We start from the raw sequence: 17,291 nt of genomic DNA, 5'->3' as shown, positions 1-17,291 counted from the left end.
ACAAGACCCCGGCAGACAAGCACCGCAGACTCGGTTAACGTGTTTCCCACCTCAAACTTGTGACAAGTCACCATGGGCCAACCCTCCACCCTCGACTGGCTGCACCGCGCCCCGCATGCCAGTGGCCTGGACCGTATCGAGGCGTACTTCGCCGGCTACGCGTTCGACCCCCATCGCCATGACACCTACGCCATCGGGCGTACGTTGTTTGGCGTGCAGAGTTATCACTATCGCGGCTGCATGACCCACAGCATGCCCGGCGCGACCATGGTGATTCACCCCGATGAAAGCCATGACGGCCGCGCCAGCAGCGTGGAAGGTTTCAAGTACCGCATGATTTATGTGGAGCCGGCGCTGATCCAGCAGATCCTTGGCGGCAAGCCGCTGCCGTTTATCCACAACGGCCTGTCCAGCGACCCGCGACTGTTCCGCGCCAGCGAAGTGTTGTTGCAAAGCCTGGACTGCCCGATTGACCCGATGCAGGAGCAGGACGCGCTATTCGACCTGGCCCAGGCGCTGAATGCCGCTTCGGGCGCGATCATCAGCCGTAAATCCTTCGATTACATCGCCGCCGAGCGCGCCCGGGAATTTATCCACAGCGCCTTGGGCCGCAGCATCACCCTGGACGAAATGGCCGACCACTGCGGCCGGGACCGCTGGGCATTGTCGCGGGACTTTCGCCTGCTGTTCGGCACCAGCCCCTATCGCTACCTGACCATGCGCCGTCTGGACCTGGTGCGCAGTCTGTTGGCACAGGGCATGTCGCTGGTGGATGCGGCGCTGACCGCCGGCTTCACCGACCAGAGCCACATGACCCGGCAATTTCGCAGCACCTACGGCATGCCGCCGTCGCGCTGGGTGAAGATGCTCGGGCGCTGATTGCCCCCGTTGAAATGCGATCACCGCTCCCACTAAAGCCTAAAGCTGATGCCCATCGATCGGCGCGCCGATGCTGAGGAAATGCCCGCCCGCCACATGGTGCAAGGTGCGCAAGCCATCATGGCCTTCGAAGTGCCAGCGGCCGTCGCTGAACACGCGCTCGTCAGCGTAGGCCGCAACCACTTCGCCGAGGAACAGGTCGTAGGTCTGCTGGTTGTGGGGTTCGGGCAGCAGGCGGCATTCCAGCCAGGCCACGCAGCCTTCCAGCAGCGGCGCTTCGGTATGTTCGCCATTGAAAGTCTGCAGGCCGTAGGCGGCGAATTTGTCGGTGTCGGCTCCACTGGTGTTGCCGACCGTCTGCACCAGGTCAGCCTGGGCCGCGCAGGGCACCTGCAGCACGAAGGTACCGGCGCTTTCCAGCAGTTGGCGAGTCCAGGTGGCCTTGTCCAGCACCACCGCGACTTTCGGCGGTTCGAAATCCAGCGGCATCGCCCAGGCAGCAGCCATGATGTTGCGCTTGCCATCATGGGCCGCGCTCACCAGCACGGTCGGGCCGTGGTTGAGCAAGCGATAGGCCTTGGACAGCGGGACGGGGCGACGGTGAGTAGGGCTCATGGAAGGTCGGCTCTTCAAGCGAAAAAACCTACGATACCTCAAGCACAAGCCCTATGGGTCAGCTCGACAGTTGGTTGGCGAATTGCCCTACCGCGCTGACGACCTTCTGCGCGCCGTCCTGGATTTCCACAATCACCGTACCCGCTTCCGCCGCCAGGGCCAGGCCTTGTTCGGCTTGCAGGCGGCCGTCGGTCATCAGCGCCACGGCGTCGCGCGCCATGTCCTGGTTCTGACGCACCACGCCGACGATTTCTTCAGTGGCTTTGCTGGTGCGTGACGCCAGTTGGCGAACCTCATCGGCCACCACCGCAAAGCCTCGGCCCTGCTCACCGGCGCGCGCCGCCTCGATGGCCGCATTGAGCGCCAGCAGGTTGGTTTGCTCGGCAATCCCGCTGATGGTCTTGACGATGCTGCCGATCACTTGAGACTGAGCGTTCAGCGCCTCGATACCCTCACCGGCCTGCTGCATGTGCCTGGCCAGGTCGCGCATTACATCCACCGCCTGGGTGACCACGGTGGTGCCGCGCTGGGCGCTGTTGTCGGTTTGCAGCGAGGTGCTGTAGGCAATGTTGGCCGCCTCGGCGACCGCCTGTTCCTGGTTGACCTGGTCGGTGATCACCGTGGCGAACTTGACCACTTTGTACAGCCGATCATTGGCATCCAGCACCGGGTTGTAGGTGGCCTCCAGCCACACCGTGCGGCCATGGCTGTCGGCACGCTTGAAGCGCCCGGCAACAAACTCACCGGCATTCAAACGTTTCCAGAAGTTCTGATATTCGGCGCCGTTGTATTCCTCCGGCGCGCAGAACATGCGGTGATGTTTGCCCTGGATCTGCGCCAGGCTGTAACCCATGCCGCCGAGGAAGCGGTCGTTGGCGGTAAGCACATGCCCGCCCAGGTCGAACTCGATCACGGCGGTGGAGCGCACCAGCGCGGTGATCAGGTTTTCATGCTCGCGGGAGGCTTCGATGGTGCGGGTGAGGTCGCTGGAGTAAATCGAGAAATGCCGGATGCGCCCATCCGAACTGCGCACCGGCTGCACGATTGAGCGCAGCCAGGCTTCCTGGCCATTGCCGCGCATCAGGCGCACCGTGCCGGCAAAATGCTCGCCGCGCACCAGGGCATTCTTGAAGCGCTGCTGGAACTCATCCTTGCGCACGTGGGCCGGCACCAGGTCGTCGATGGCGCGGCCCAGCAGCTGGCCGCTCTGGTAGGCGAGTTCCTGCAGGAAGTTGGCATTGGCCCATTCAACACGGCCTTCGGCGTCCAGCGTCAGGCATAACATTTCGCTTTCCAGGCTCTCCTTTACCTGTTGCAAGCTGGACAATTCTTCGCGAAGAGCCGACAGCTCCTGCTTCAAACGGGTGTTGAACATTGGGCACCGATGGTCATTTGGGGGGAGATGGACTGACCTGCATCGGCGCTGGCGCGGTTTTCTTAAGAGGACTTTAGTGCGGTGCCCAACTGTTTTTTTGGATCCATTATCCGCCGTTGACTCGACACACACCCATCACTTGGTATTCCAGGGTATTGAGCTTGCCGCTGGAGTCTTCATAGGTCATGCGCGAGGGCACTGGGTTGCACGATTTGATCGGCGGCGTGACGTTGACCACCTTGGCGATGTCCAGCGTCATGCCGTAGCGATAGGCTTGCACTTCGGGTGCCGGCTTGCCCTTCCTCACAGCGTCTTCAGCCATGGCTTTTTCGTTGCGTTCCATCATCTGAGCAAAGGTGCGATCCCCTCCGCCTTCGGCCAATGCGCCGAATGACAGCGTGAGGGTTAATACCGCCAGGGCCAAGTTATTAAAGTTCATGGTTAGTTCCTCGATTGAAAAAGTCAGTGACGAGACTAACCAGGCAACCCTGACGCCATGTTCACCAGAACATTACTTATTTGTTAGATAACGCTGAGTTTCCAGAATTGTAATGTTCACGCCACACCGCCGTTATTCGCAGTTTGCAACTATCAGCCCGGGCCAGATCAATAAGAACGCCCGCCTCTATAAGAAGCTGATAACTGCCAAACACCGAGGAGCGAACCATGAACATTACTTACTACACCCTTCCCTTTTCATTGCTCGCCGCACTGCCCCTGGCAGCCGTGGCCGTAGAAGACACACCCCAAGGTTTTATCGAAGGCAGCAGCGTGAACGTGCTGGCGCGCAACTTCTACTTCAACCGCGATGACCGCAAGGGCCAGTCCAGCCCCACCGGCAATGGCTACTCCGAAGCCTGGGCGCAGGGGTTGATCGGCAAGTTCGAATCCGGCTTTACCCAGGGCACCGTGGGGTTCGGCCTGGATGCCTTCGCCATGTACGGCCTGAAACTCGACTCGGGCACCGGCCGCAGCGGCGGCAAGGGCTCGTTCGGCGTGCTGCCGGTGGACAGCGACAACCACCCCGAAAGCGGCTACAGCAAATTCGGCGGCGCGGCAAAACTGCGTGTGCTGGACACGGTCATCAAGGCCGGCGATGTGTTCCCCGCCACGCCGGTGGTGGCCGCCGGTGACTCGCGTTTACTGCCGCAGAGCTTTCGCGGCGTGACGCTACAGAACACCAGCCTTGAAGGCCTGAGCCTGCAGGGCGGGCGCCTGAGCGGCATGAGCCAACCCACGCAAAGCGGCATGAACAAAGGCTTTGCGACGTTTTATGCGGGCAAGGTCGACTCACCCTGGGTCGGCTATTTCGGCGGTGAATACGCCGTCAACCAACATCTGAGCGTCAGTCTGTACAACAGCCGCCTCAAGGACGCCTGGGACCAGTACTACTTCGGCAGCGCCGCCACTTACCCCTTGAACGATGACGTCTCGCTGTTCGGCGACTTCAACTATTACAAGGCGGTGGACGAAGGCAAAAAGCTGCTGGGCGAATTCGATAACAACATCTGGAGTGCCAAGGTCGGGGTAAAGGTCGGCGCCCACAGCCTCGCCGTGTCGCACCAGCGCAACAACGGTGACGACGACTTCGATTACCTGCGCCAATCGGACTCGATTTTCCTCAACAACTCGATCCAGTACAGCGACTTCAACTCCCCCAAGGAGCGCTCGTGGATGCTGCGCTACGACCTGGACATGCAGCCATTGGGCATTCCCGGCCTGTCTTTCATGGCCCGCTATGGCAAGGGCACCGGCGCCGACTACAGCAACGCCAACGCGGTGTATATGCGCCGCGACGCCGCCGGCGACCCGCTCACCGACCAGCGCCGCTGGGAGCGTGATATCGAAGCTAAATATGTAGTGCAGGGCGGCAGTTTGAAGGACTTATCCTTGCGACTGCGCCAGGCCACCGTGCGCTCAAGTGCATTTGAATCCGACCTTGAAGAAGTTCGGGTGATTGTCGAATACCCGCTGGCGGTTCTTTAAGCCGCGCTTACATTCACTTGCGGTTGCACTACATCTGTTAACAAGTTGCAGCCTGTCAGAACTGTAATATTGGCCTCACGTTGCCGTTAAGTTGCACTTTTATACTGCGCGTCGAATACACCTCATCTCTGCGGCTTTTGTGAAGCTCCTTTGGAACAGAGATGATTTTTACGCCCCGCATGGGGCGTTTTTTTTGCGTGCAGGCTCAGCGACCAATCGCCGCACCCGGCTTGACCCTGTAGCTACTTCAGCGTTCAGAGTCCAACGCCCAGAAATGTCCTAAAGCCTACTTAATGCCTCTATGAGGTCATGCCCGTTTCGTTTCCCTTGAAGGTAATTCCCTATGCGTATCCTTGTGGTTGAGGACGAGCAGAAAACCGCCGACTACTTGCAGCAAGGCCTGACCGAAAGTGGTTACGTGGTCGATTGCGCCGCCAGCGGCGTCGATGGCCTGCACCTGGCCCGGCAGCACACCTATGAGCTGGTGATTCTCGATGTGAACCTGCCCAACGCCGACGGTTGGGAGGTGCTGGAGCAACTGCGCCGCGACGGCAACCAGCGCGTGATGATGCTGACCGCGCGCGGGCGGCTGGCCGACAAGATCAAGGGCCTGGACATGGGCGCCGACGATTACCTGGTCAAGCCTTTCGAGTTTCCCGAACTGCTGGCCCGCGTGCGCACCCTGCTGCGGCGTAGCGAACATATCCCCGTGCCGGACGTGCTGCGCGTCTCGGACCTGGAGCTGGACCCGCGCCGCCATCGAGCCTATCGCGGCAACCGGCGCATCGACCTGACCACCAAGGAGTTCGCCCTGCTGCATGTGCTGATGCGCCAGGCCGGCGAGGTGATGACCCGTACGCAAATCATCTCGCTGGTGTGGGACATGAACTTCGACTGCGACACCAACGTGGTGGAAGTCTCCATCAGCCGCCTGCGCGGCAAGGTCGATGACCAGAGCGAGGTCAAGCTGATCCACACCATTCGCGGCGTGGGTTATGTACTGGAGGCGCGCCAATGAGGACCAGCAGCCTGTCGATGCGCCTGGGGCTGACCGTCAGCCTGATGGGCGCCGGGCTGGTTGTGCTGCTGGCCACCCTGGCCTACCTGGCCCTGACCCATGAGCTGGAAAAGCTCGCGCGCAAGGGCCTGGAAAACAAGATGGAGCAGCTGGAACACAGCCTGGCCCAGGGCCTTGTACCCCACGACATCAGCGCCCGCCCCCATTCACTGCTGGACCTGGTGATGGGCCATGACAACATCTACCTGACCATCATGGGCACCACCCCTAACGCGCCGGTGCTGCTCAGCGTCGGCGCCAAACCCCAGCAACCGTTGCTGCTGGATGTGCCTGCGGGCAACAACCTGGCCTACCTCAACTGGGAGGACGGCCGTGGCGACCGCATCCTCAGCGCCACCCGCCTGATGCCCTTGCACAGCGGCGAAAAAGTGCGCGTGCTGCTGTCGCTGAACCGTGCAGACGACGAGGCTTTGCTCAGCGCCTACCTGCGCTCCACGGTGATTGCCTTGCCGCTGCTGTTGATCCTGATCGGCATGGGCGCCTGGTGGCTGGTGCAACGCGGGCTCGCGCCGCTGCAGCAGTTCAGCCGGGTGGCGGCCCAGGTCAGCACCCAGGACCTCACGCATCGCCTGTCGCTGGACAACCTGCCCAAGGAGTTGGGCGAGCTGGCCGAAGGCATCAATTTCATGCTGCACCGCCTCGACGCGGGGGTGCAGCAGTTGTCGCAATTCTCCGACGACCTGGCCCACGAACTGCGCGCGCCCTTGACCAACCTGATGGGCAAGGCCCAGGTGACCCTTTCCCGCGAGCGGCCCTCGGAGGACTACAAGGCCGGGCTGGAGTCGTGTACGGAGGAAATGGAGCGCCTGTCGCGCATCGTCTCCGACATGCTGTTTCTCGCCCAGGTCAGCCACCCGGCGGCGCGGGCCGGGTTTGGCCAGGTGGCGTTGGGTGAGGAAGCACAGCGAGTGATGGAGCTGTTCGCCTTGAGCGCCGAGGACAAGCACGTGAGCCTCAGCCTGCGCGGCGACGCCTGGGTGACGGGCGATCGCCTGATGATCCAGCGGGCCATTTCCAACTTGCTGTCCAACGCCATTCGCCACACGCCCGATGGCTCCACCGTGTTGCTGCTGGTGGAAACCTACGACCATTGCGTGTCGCTGTCGGTCGGCAACCCGGGCCGTGGGATCGAAGCCCACCACCTGCCGCACCTGTTCGAACGCTTTTACCGCGCCGACAGCAGCCGCACCCGCGCCGAAGGCGGCACTGGGCTGGGGCTGGCGATTGTGCAGTCGATCATGCAGTTGCATCAGGGGCACGCCGACGTCAGCAGCCAGCCTGGGCGTTTTACCCGCTTCAGCCTGGCGTTTCCTCTTCCTTGCGATGCGCCCACTGGTACAACGCCGGCAACACCAGCAAGGTCAGGAGCGTAGAGGAAATAATCCCGCCGATCACCACCGTCGCCAGCGGGCGCTGCACTTCGGCGCCGGTGCCGGTGGCCAGGGCCATGGGGATAAACCCGAGGGAGGCCACCAGCGCGGTCATCAACACCGGGCGCAGACGGGTCAGCGCGCCTTCGTTGATTGCCACCGACAGCGACCGCCCTTCCTCCCGCAGGTTGCGGATGAACGCGATCATCACCAACCCGTTCAGCACCGCCACGCCGGACAGCGCAATAAAGCCCACCCCCGCCGAGATCGACAGCGGAATATCCCGCAGCCACAGGGCCATGATCCCACCGGTGAGCGCGAACGGAATCCCGGTAAACACCAGCAGCCCGTCCTTGAGGTTGTTGAACATCATGAACAGCAACCCGAACACCAGCAGCAAGGCCACCGGCACCACAATGCGCAACCGTTCGGAGGCTTCCTTCAACTGCTCGAACTGGCCGCCCCAGGTGGTCCAGTAACCCGCCGGCACCTTCACCTGCGCGCTGATCGCCGCTTCCGCCTCTTCCACGAACGAACCGATATCCCGCCCACGCACGTTGGCGCTGACGATCACCAGGCGCTTGCCATTCTCGCGGCTGATCTGGTTGGGGCCAAGTACCAGGTCCAGGCTGGCGACCTGGGACAAGGCGATAAACCCCAACTGCCCCGCTGCATTCCCGGCCAGCGCCGGCACCGGAATCAGCAGCCGCGACAGGCCGTCGATATCGGTGCGCAGCGCGTCGGATAAACGCACGACCATGTCGAAACGGCGGTCACCTTCATACAAGGTCCCGGCCTGACGCCCACCGACGGCGACGGCAATCGTATCCTGCACATCGCCAACGTTAAGGCCAAACCGCGCGGCCTTTTCGCGATCGATATTGATGGTCAGCACCGGCAGGCCGGAGGTCTGTTCCACCTTCACTTCCGAGGCGCCGTCGAGCTTCTGCAGGGTCTCGGCGATTTCCCCGGCGGTCTCGTTGAGCACTGCCATGTCATCGCCAAACACTTTCACCGCGACATCGCTGCGCACCCCGGAAATCAGCTCGTTGAAGCGCAGCTGGATCGGTTGCGACAGTTCGTACGCGCTGCCCGGCACAATCGCACTGGCGCGCTGGATATCGGCGATCAGCGTTTCGCGGGACTTGCCCGAATCCGGCCATTGCTCCTTGGGCTTGAGCATCACGTAGCTGTCGGAAATATTCGGCGGCATCGGGTCGGAGGCGATTTCCGCCGTGCCAGTGCGCGCAAAAACGCGCTCGATTTCCGGCACCTGGGCCATCAAGGTTTTTTCCAACTGCTGCTGCATCTGCACCGATTGCGTCAGGCTGGTGCCGGGTACGCGCAAGGCCTGCTGGGCGAAATCGCCTTCACTGAGGCTGGGGATAAACTCACTGCCCATGCGGCTGGCCACCACGCCCGACGCCACGATGCTCAACACCGCCAGGCCAAACACCAGCGGGCGGCGCGCCATCACCCAATCCAGCACCGGCGCATAGGCGCGGCGCGCGGTGCGCATCACCAGGTTTTCTTCTTCCTTGACCTTGCCGGTGACGAACAGCGCAATCGCCGCCGGAACGAAGGTCACCGACAGAATCATCGCGCCGAGCAAGGCGATCACCACGGTGAAGGCCATGGGGTGGAACATCTTCCCGGCCACGCCGGTGAGGGCGAAAATCGGCAGGTACACGACCATGATAATCAGTTGCCCGAAGATCAACGCGCGGCGCGCTTCCTTGGCGGCGGCGAACACTTCGTGCAGGCGCTCGCTGCGGGTCAACAGGCGGCCGTGACGCTGCTGCGCATGGGCCAGGCGGCGGATGGCGTTCTCGACGATCACCACTGCGCCGTCAACGATAATGCCGAAATCCAGCGCGCCGAGGCTCATCAGGTTGGCGCTGACTTTATTGGTGAACATCCCGGTAAAAGTGAACAGCATCGCCAACGGAATCACCATCGCGGTGATCAGCGCCGCGCGGATATTGCCGAGGAACAGGAACAGCACCGCGACCACCAGCAGCGCGCCTTCGAAGAGGTTTTTCTTGACGGTGGCGATGGCTTTTTCGACCAGCGTAGTGCGGTCATACACGGTCACGGCCACCACCCCTTCGGGCAGCGAACGGTTGATGCTTTCGAGTTTTTTCGCCACCGCCTGCGACACGCTGCGGCTGTTTTCGCCGATCAACATGAACACCGTGCCCAGTACCACTTCACGGCCGTTTTCGGTGGCCGCGCCGGTGCGCAGCTCACGTCCGATCTCGACCTGGGCGACATTGCTCACGCGGATAGGCGTGCCATCCGATGAGGTAATCACAATGTTGGCGATGTCTTCGATCGACGCCACTTGCCCCGGCGCGCGGATCAGCAACTGCTCGCCGCTGCGCTCGATGTACCCGGCGCCGACGTTGGCATTGTTGCGTTCCAGCGCGGTCACCAGGTCGCCCAGGGTCAGGTTGTAGGCCGCCAGGCGCTTGGGGTCGGGGGCGATCTGGTATTCCTTGGCAAACCCGCCGATGGTGTTGATCTCCGCCACGCCGGGCACGTTGCGTAACTGCGGCTTGATGATCCAGTCCTGGATCACCCGCAGGTCGGTCGGCGTGTAAGGCGTGCCGTCGTCCTTGAGTGCGCCGTCCTTGGCCTCTACGGTCCAGAGGAAAATTTCCCCGAGCCCGGTGGAAATCGGGCCCATCTGCGTTTCGATGCCGAGGGGCAATTGCTCGCGGGCAACCTGCAGGCGCTCGTTGACCAACTGGCGAGCGAAGAACAGGTCGGTGCCGTCCTTGAAAATCACCGTGACCTGGGACAAACCCGAGCGCGACAGCGAGCGGGTCTGCTGCATGCCGGGCAAACCGGCCATGGCGGTCTCGATGGGAAAGGTGATGCGCTGCTCGGTTTCCAGCGGCGAAAAACCGGCCGCCGACGAGTTGATCTGCACCTGCACATTGGTGATGTCGGGCACCGCGTCGATGGGCAGTTTCTGATAGCTGGCGATGCCGACGCCGGCCATCAACAGCACGGCCAACAGCACGATGATGCGCTGCTCGATGGCAAATTGGATAAGGCGCTCAAACATGGGGAATCACTCGCAGGATCAATGGGCGTGCTCGGCCGAGCCCTTGCCCAGTTCGGACTTGAGGATGAAGCTGCCAACCGTGGCCACCTGCGCCCCGGCGTCGAGGCCCTGGCGCACTTCGACGTAGCCGTTTTCACTCACGCCGAGTTCCAGATGGCGGGTCATGAAACCTTCGGCGGTGCGCACGAACACCGAGGGTTTGTCCTCAACCGTCTGGATCGCCTCAACGGGCACGCTGACCTTGGCCTGATAGGTGTCGGTGGCCAATTGCACGCTTACAAACAGCCCCGGGCGCCAGGCGTCGTCGGGGTTGGGCACACTCACGCGCACGGTGGCGGTACGCGTCTGCTCGCCCAGCAGGTTGCCGACATAGGCCACGGTGCCCTGCACGTCGGTGCCCATTTCGGTGGAGATCACTTTCACCGCCTTACCCAACTGAACCTTGTTCAAATCCTTGGGAAACACGCCGAACGTGACCCACACCTGGGACAGATCCGAGAGCGTGAAGGCATTGCTGGTTTCGCTGACCACCTCGCCGACGCCCAGGTGTTTTTCCACCACGGTGCCGGCGAAGGGCGCGCGCAATTCATAACGATTGCCACCGACCGAGACGGCGCTGCCACTGAGGGCCGTCATCTTCTGGCGCGCGTTATTCAGGGCGATTTCCGCCTCTTGCAAGGTCTGGCGCGCCAGCAGGTAATCCTGCTCGGCGGAGATCTCGTCCTTCCACAATTGGCGTTCGCGCTGGAAGGTGGTGCGCGCCAGTTCGACACGCCGCGTGCTGGCGGCCAGCTCGCTGCGCTGATCGGAAATCTGCTGGCTGGCGATCACCGCCAGCACGTCGCCCTTTTTCACCGCCTGGCCGAGGTTGACCTTCACCGCCTCCACCACACCGGCCACGCGCGGGACGATGTGCGAGGTGCGGTCCTCGTCGAAGCGCACCTCGCCCGGCAGGGTCAGCAGCAGGCTGATGGCCCGGGGTTGGGCCGGGGCCAGTTGAATGCCGGCGGCCTGGATCTGCTGTTCGGTCAGTTCAATCAGGCCTTCTTCTTCCTCGGCGCCGGCAAAACCGGGCAGCAGCAGGCCCAGGGCGATGGCCAGTGCCACGCCATGTCGTTTGTTCATAAGAGACTCCAGAAAATATCAAGGCCGGGCGAGGTCGCCGTAGATCCGTTCGATGCGCACCCAGGCGTCGGTGGCCTGGGCGGTCGCCGTGAGGTATTGGGTGCGCGCCGCGATCAGGGTGCGCTGGGCGTCGAGCACATCGAGGAAGTTGAACTTGCCCATCTCGAAGCCACGGGTGGCGCTGTCTACCGCGCTTTGGGCGGCGGGCAGGATCTGCTGGTTGAACGCGAGCACTTCGGTGTTCGCGGTTTGCCACAGGTCCAGGGCCTGGCGGGTTTCGGTGCGCAGGCGCAGTTCGGTGGCGTTGCGCAGGTCGCGGGCCTGGTCGGCGCGGCGGCTGGCCGCGAGCACATTGCCCTGGTTGCGGTTGAACAGCGGGATCGGCATCGACACGCCGACCAGGTTCACGCGCTCGCGCACGCTGGCGTCGTATTGGCTGCCGATGGACACATCGAGGTCGGGAACCCGCTGGGCTTTTTCCAGGCCCACGCTGGCTTCGCTCTGCAGGATTTGCAGCTCGGCCAGGCGCAGCTCCACGGTTTGCTCCAGGCGCGCCAGCAGTTGCGCAGCGGCCGGCAGGGGCGGCGCGGATTGGCTTTGGCTGACGACGGCCTGGAAGTCGGGTGACGCGCTGCCGGTGCTGGCGGCGAGGCGGCGGTAGGCGTCAGTGAGGCCGGCCTGGGCGCGGTTCAATTCCAAGCGGATCTCCGCGAGCTGCACCTGGGCGCGGGTGGCTTCCACCGGCGAGGTTTTACCGGCGCTGACGCGCCCCTTGGCGACCACCAGGCCGCGCTCGGCCAGGGCCAGGGAACGTCGCGCGAGGTCGAGGCGCTCCTGGGCACGCAGGGCGCTGTAGTAGCTGTCGATCACCTCGGCGCGCAACGTGTTGCGGCGCTGCTCGAGGGTCAGCGCGGCGGCGTACTGGCCACGGATGGCCACATCAATGCGCGCGCCGCGTTTGCCGCCCAGTTCCAGGGTCTGGCTGAGTTTGATGCTGGTGGTGCGGCTGTTGCGGCGGGTGTCTTCGGCGTCCCAGGAGGCCACCGGGTTGGGGATCAGACCGGCCTGCTGGCGAGCACCTTGGGCAATGTCGATTTCCCATTGCGCGGCCGCCAGGTCGAGGTTGTTGGCGAAGGCGCTTTGCAGGGCTGAATCGAGGGTCAGGGTTTGCGCCTGGGCAGCCGTGACGGCCCCCCATAACAGGCCCGCCATCAGAAGTTTTTTAACCGAAATTGCCATAACGAGAGTTCCACGCCGAGAAAGTCCAAGCGGGGGCAATGTAGCGTTGGGGACCTATCAGGGCGGTGGAGCAAAGATTACAAATCCGACAGCAATGGCTCTGCGGCGGGGGTGCTGGCCCTGAGCCGTTGATCGCACCAAAACGGTACATAAGCACTTGGCCACTGCGGGATCAGGTATGCTTTTCAGGCAGGAAACAAAAAGAAACAATTTTCCCAACCTGTTCGATAAGGAGTCCCGTTTTGGAGTTATCGACTGCCGCGTGGATGGTTCACGACACCCGCCTCATGCTCTGCGTTTTGCTGGCCATCGCCAGCATCATCGTGCTGATCAGCGCGACCAAATTGCCACCGTTCCTGTCGATCCTGATCGGCACATTTATCGCCGGGGTCGGCGCCGGGCTGCCGCCGGAAGAAGTGGCCAAGGCGTTCAGCAAAGGCGCCGGGGCGATCCTTGGCGAAGCCGGGATCATCATTGCCCTGGGCTCGATGCTCGGCGCACTGATGGCCGAATCCGGCGCGGCCGACCGTATCGCTACCACCCTGCTTGGGCTCGGCAAGGGCAAGTCATTGCCGTGGGTGATGGCGCTGGTGGCGATGGTGATCGGCCTGCCGCTGTTTTTTGAAGTGGGCCTGGTGATGATGGTGCCGATCATCTTTGTGATGGCCAAGCGCTCGAACCAGCCGTTGCTGAAAATCGCGATTCCGGCGCTGGCCGGCATGACCACCCTGCACGCCCTGATGCCGCCGCACCCGGGCCCGCTGATTGCGGTGGGCGCGCTGCACGCCGACCTGGGCCTGACCATGTTGCTGGGCTTCTGCCTGGCGGTGCCGGCGGTGATCCTCGCAGGGCCGATCTATGGCAACTGGCTGTCCAAGCGCCTGCACGTGGACGAACCGGCCGACATTGGCGCGCTGTTCAGCGCCCCGCCCAAGGCGCCGCGCCAGCCGAGCTTCGGCGTGTCGTTGCTGATCATTCTGTTGCCGGTGATTCTGATGCTCGGCAGCACCTTGGCCAAAGTCGCCCTGCCGGCTGAAAGCACAGTGGGCCTGACGTTGAAGTTTCTCGGCGAACCGCTGATCGCCCTCGGCCTGGCCGTAATCGCCGCCGTGATCTGCCTTGGCTGGGCGGCCGGCATGCCGCGCGCCGAAGTCGGCAACACCCTGCGCAAGGCCCTCGCGCCCATCGCCGTGTTGCTGCTGACCATCGGCGCCGGCGGCGGCCTCAAGCAAACCCTGCTGGACGCCGGCGTGAGCCAGACCATCAGCAAGGTCGCCGAAGGCGCGCACATGCCGTACCTGCTGCTGGCCTGGTTGATCGCCGTGGCCCTGCGCCAGGCGACCGGCTCGGCCACCGTGGCCACCACCACAACGGCGGGCATCCTCGCGCCGATGATGGCCGGGTTGGCCGCCACCCAAAGTTCACTGGTGGCGCTGGCGATTGGCGCGGGTTCGGTGTTCTTCTGCCACGTCAACGACGCCGGGTTCTGGATGGTGCGTGAGTACTTCGGCTTGCAGTTGAAGCAGACGATCTGGGTGTGGTCGGTGTTGCAGACGATTGTTTCGGTAGTCGGGCTGGTGGGTACGTTGCTGCTCTGGCACTTTCTGACGTAACCCTACGCAGCCAAGGTGTGGCGCTTGCCAAACAGCGCCACACTCACCACCCCCACCGCGCCCATCACCACGCAATAGCCCACGCAAATCCACGGGCTGGTGGGCATCAGCGCGATCAGCATCAGCGGTGTCGTGCTCGCCCACAGCGCGTAGGCAATGTTGTAGGTGAAGGAAATCCCCGACACCCGCACCTGCGCCGGAAACAGCCCGACCATCACCGACGGCACCGCGCCCACCACGCCACAGCTCAAGCCTGCCACGGCATACGCCGCGCCCAGCCACACGCCGCCGCTGATCAGGCTGGCGTACAGCAGCGCAATGCCCACCGGCAGCAACAGGCTGTAGACCAGCACCGCGCGCCAGGCGCCGATGCGGTCCACCAGCAGGCCGGCGAGCACGCAGCCGATGTTCAGGAAGACGATGCCCAGCGCGCTCAAGGCGAAGGTATGGCTGGGGCTCATGCCGAAGGTTTTCTGCATCATGGTCGGGGTGATGACCACGAGTACTACCACGGCCGAGGTGAGCACGCAGGTGAGGATCATCGCCGGCAGCAGCACCGCGCGGTGGTCGCGCAGCACGGTGCGCAAGGGCATTTCGGCGGCGGCCTGGCGGCGCGCCTGCATTTCGAGGAACACCGGGGTTTCGCTGAGCCAGCGACGCAGCCACACGCCAATCACGCCGAACACACCGCCGAGCAGGAAGGGAAAACGCCAGGCGTAGTCGAGGATTTCCGCCGGGGTGAACACCTGCGCCAGCAGCGTCGCGGTGAGTGCGCCAAGCAGGTAGCCGAAGGTCAGGCCGGCTTGCAGGAAGCCCAGGGCGTAGCCACGGTGGTTGCGCGGTGCGTGCTCGGCCACGAAGGTCCAGGCGCTGGGCACTTCGCCGCCCACCGCGGCGCCTTGCAGCACGCGCAGCGCCAGCAGGATCAGCGGTGCGAAATAGCCGATTTGCGCGTAGGTGGGCATGATCCCGATCAGCAGGCAGGGCAAGGCCATCATCAGGATGCTCAAGCTGAACACGCGCTTGCGCCCCAGATGGTCGGCAAAGTGCGCCATCAGGATGCCGCCCAGCGGGCGCGCCAGGTAGCCGGTCACGAAAATCCCGAAACTTTGCAGCAGGCGCAGCCACTCGGGCATTTCCGGCGGGAAAAACAGTTGGCTGAGGGTCAGCGCAAAGAACACGAAAATAATGAAGTCGTAGATTTCCAGGGCTCCGCCCAGGGCGGCCAGGCCCAGGGTTTTGTAGTCGGAGCGGGAAAAACGCTGCGCCTGTGCAACAGAGGTGGCAGTCATGATGAGGCTCGGCAGACAAACAAAATGGCGTGCAGGTTATGAGCTGAGCCGAATGATGGCAATCACAGCAGATATATTTGTTTTCCTCATGGATCGATGAAGATAACTGCATTCCCATATCAATGGCCGTGGAGGAACATGCGCGCAAACTGCCCCCCCATAATAAATACAAGAGGTACGACTCGTGGCCGATGCTATCGAAGAAAGCCGCTATGCCCGATTTGCCCTGCGTTGCTCCAACTTCGCCGAACGCTGGTTCCCTGACTCCTGGGTGTTTGCCGCCCTCGCCGTGATTATCGTGGCCGTGGCGACCCTGGGCATGGGCGCCGCGCCGACCGAGGCCGCCAAAGCCTTTGGCGACGGGTTCTGGAGCCTGATCCCGTTCACCATGCAGATGGCCTTCGTGGTGATCGGTGGGTATGTGGTCGCCAGCTCGCCGCCGGCGGTGAAGCTGATTGACCGCCTGGCGCGCATCCCCAAGAACGGCCGCTCAGCCGTGGCCTGGGTCGCGTTGATTTCCATGGTGGCCTCGCTGCTCAACTGGGGCCTGTCCCTGGTGTTCGGCGGTTTGCTGGTGCGTGCACTCGCGCGGCGTACGGATTTGCGCATGGATTACCGTGCGGCGGGGGCGGCGGCTTATCTCGGCCTGGGTGCCGTTTGGGCGCTGGGGCTGTCGTCGTCGGCCGCGCAGTTGCAGGCCAACCCGGCCAGCTTGCCGCCGTCGATCCTGTCGATCACCGGCATGATCCCCTTCACCGAGACCATCTTCCTGTGGCAATCCGGCGTGCTGTTGCTGGCCCTGATCGTGGTGTCGCTGATCATCGCCTACGCCACCGCCCCCGGCCCGAACAGCGCGCGTGACGCCAAGGCCTGCGGCGTCGACCCGGCCTTCAACCTGCCCAAGCCGCAGGCGCCGACGCGCCCCGGCGAATGGCTGGAGCACAGCCCGCTGCTGACCATCCTGCTGGCGCTGTTGGCGGCCGGCTGGTTGTTCCACGAGTTCTCGACCAAGCCGGCGATCAGCGCCATCTCGGGGCTGAACACCTACAACTTCCTGTTCATCATGGTCGGCGCCCTGCTGCACTGGCGCCCGCGCAGCTTCCTCGATGCGGTAGCGCGCGCCGTGCCTACCACCACCGGCGTGCTGATCCAATTCCCGCTGTACGGCTCGATCGCGGCATTGATGACGGTGGTCAAGGGCGGTGACGGCCAGACCCTGGCGCACCATATCTCGACCTTCTTCACCTCCATCGCCTCCCACGACACCTACGCGCTGCTGATGGGCGTGTACTCGGCAGTGCTGGGCTTCTTTATCCCGTCGGGCGGCGGCAAGTGGATCATCGAAGCGCCCTACGTGATGCAAGTCGCCAACGACCTGCAATACCACCTGGGCTGGGCGGTACAGATCTACAACGCCGCCGAGGCGCTGCCGAACCTGATCAACCCGTTCTATATGTTGCCGCTGCTGGGGGTGCTGGGGCTCAAGGCGCGGGACTTGATCGGTTTTTCGTTTGTGCAGTTGCTGGTGCACACGCCGCTGGTGCTGTTTTTGCTGTGGGCGCTGGGGACGACGTTGAAGTATTTGCCGCCGGTGATGCCGTAACCTTTCTGATGAAATGCGTCGGGGTTGTCCCACTCATTGTGGC

At 63.2% G+C, this 17,291-nt stretch carries 12 protein-coding genes and 2 pseudogenes; 6 read left to right on the top strand and 8 right to left on the bottom strand.

The annotated features are described in order from the left end of the window. Window positions 1-72: 72 nt before the first annotated feature. Complete coding sequence (locus tag AC0IYH_RS14145) at window positions 73-879, top strand: AraC family transcriptional regulator (RefSeq protein WP_116629240.1); 807 nt, start codon at window positions 73-75, stop codon at window positions 877-879. A 39-nt stretch (window positions 880-918) separates the two neighbouring features. Here the strand turns inward: AC0IYH_RS14145 and AC0IYH_RS14140 are convergent, their stop codons facing one another. From AC0IYH_RS14140 to AC0IYH_RS14125, 4 genes and pseudogenes are all read right to left on the bottom strand, one after another. Then, window positions 919-1,494, bottom strand: coding sequence for a flavin reductase family protein (locus AC0IYH_RS14140; RefSeq protein WP_116629241.1), 576 nt, complete (start codon window positions 1,492-1,494; stop codon window positions 919-921). 58 nt (window positions 1,495-1,552) lie between these two features. Beyond that, window positions 1,553-1,984, bottom strand: a pseudogene (locus tag AC0IYH_RS14135) (methyl-accepting chemotaxis protein); the annotation flags it as partial. A gap of 108 nt (window positions 1,985-2,092) precedes the next feature. Beyond that, a pseudogene (locus tag AC0IYH_RS14130) lies at window positions 2,093-2,779 on the bottom strand (PAS domain-containing protein); the annotation flags it as partial. A gap of 196 nt (window positions 2,780-2,975) precedes the next feature. Then, window positions 2,976-3,308, bottom strand: a complete 333-nt coding sequence (locus AC0IYH_RS14125; protein WP_471834832.1) for a DUF2790 domain-containing protein — start codon at window positions 3,306-3,308, stop codon at window positions 2,976-2,978. A 227-nt stretch (window positions 3,309-3,535) separates the two neighbouring features. Here AC0IYH_RS14125 and AC0IYH_RS14120 point away from each other — a divergent pair, with 227 nt between their 5' ends. The 3 genes from AC0IYH_RS14120 (at window position 3,536) to AC0IYH_RS14110 (ending at window position 7,306) form a co-directional block, all read left to right on the top strand. Beyond that, a complete protein-coding gene (locus AC0IYH_RS14120; RefSeq protein WP_471834830.1) occupies window positions 3,536-4,855 on the top strand; it encodes an OprD family porin in 1,320 nt (439 codons plus the stop codon). 343 nt (window positions 4,856-5,198) lie between these two features. Continuing rightward, a complete protein-coding gene (locus AC0IYH_RS14115; protein WP_116629245.1) occupies window positions 5,199-5,873 on the top strand; it encodes a heavy metal response regulator transcription factor in 675 nt (224 codons plus the stop codon). Next, window positions 5,870-7,306, top strand: coding sequence for a heavy metal sensor histidine kinase (locus AC0IYH_RS14110; RefSeq protein WP_122773620.1), 1,437 nt, complete (start codon window positions 5,870-5,872; stop codon window positions 7,304-7,306). The genes AC0IYH_RS14115 and AC0IYH_RS14110 overlap by 4 nt, the downstream gene beginning before the upstream one ends. Here AC0IYH_RS14110 and AC0IYH_RS14105 read toward each other — a convergent pair. Genes AC0IYH_RS14105 through AC0IYH_RS14095 form a run of 3 tightly spaced genes read right to left on the bottom strand, consistent with a single transcriptional unit; the run spans window position 7,230 to window position 12,740 of the window. Continuing rightward, on the bottom strand, window positions 7,230-10,376 hold the full coding sequence (locus tag AC0IYH_RS14105) for a CusA/CzcA family heavy metal efflux RND transporter (RefSeq protein WP_471834828.1): 3,147 nt from the start codon (window positions 10,374-10,376) through the stop codon (window positions 7,230-7,232). The two genes, AC0IYH_RS14110 and AC0IYH_RS14105, sit on opposite strands and share 77 nt — an antisense overlap. An 18-nt stretch (window positions 10,377-10,394) precedes the next feature. Then, window positions 10,395-11,501, bottom strand: a complete 1,107-nt coding sequence (locus AC0IYH_RS14100; RefSeq protein ID WP_471834826.1) for an efflux RND transporter periplasmic adaptor subunit — start codon at window positions 11,499-11,501, stop codon at window positions 10,395-10,397. A gap of 18 nt (window positions 11,502-11,519) precedes the next feature. Beyond that, window positions 11,520-12,740: a TolC family protein gene (locus tag AC0IYH_RS14095; protein ID WP_471834824.1), complete on the bottom strand. Its 1,221-nt coding sequence runs from the start codon at window positions 12,738-12,740 to the stop codon at window positions 11,520-11,522. A 242-nt stretch (window positions 12,741-12,982) separates the two neighbouring features. Between AC0IYH_RS14095 and AC0IYH_RS14090 the strand changes: the two genes are divergently transcribed. Next, window positions 12,983-14,353 carry a GntT/GntP/DsdX family permease gene (locus AC0IYH_RS14090; protein WP_028618693.1) on the top strand — a complete coding sequence of 457 codons (1,371 nt, stop codon included), beginning with the start codon at window positions 12,983-12,985 and terminating at the stop codon, window positions 14,351-14,353. A 2-nt stretch (window positions 14,354-14,355) separates the two neighbouring features. On the opposite strand, the gene AC0IYH_RS14085 is transcribed toward AC0IYH_RS14090, so the two are convergent. Then, window positions 14,356-15,645, bottom strand: a complete 1,290-nt coding sequence (locus AC0IYH_RS14085) for an MFS transporter (RefSeq protein WP_116629251.1) — start codon at window positions 15,643-15,645, stop codon at window positions 14,356-14,358. A gap of 184 nt (window positions 15,646-15,829) precedes the next feature. On the opposite strand from AC0IYH_RS14085, the gene AC0IYH_RS14080 reads away from it, so the two are divergent. Further along, window positions 15,830-17,248: a TIGR00366 family protein gene (locus tag AC0IYH_RS14080; RefSeq protein ID WP_116629252.1), complete on the top strand. Its 1,419-nt coding sequence runs from the start codon at window positions 15,830-15,832 to the stop codon at window positions 17,246-17,248. Window positions 17,249-17,291 lie beyond the last annotated feature (43 nt).

Source organism: Pseudomonas sp. AC463 (assembly GCF_979253585.1).
The sequence above is the reverse complement of the archived record's forward strand: the minus strand, read 5'-3'. Positions and strand labels throughout refer to the sequence as shown.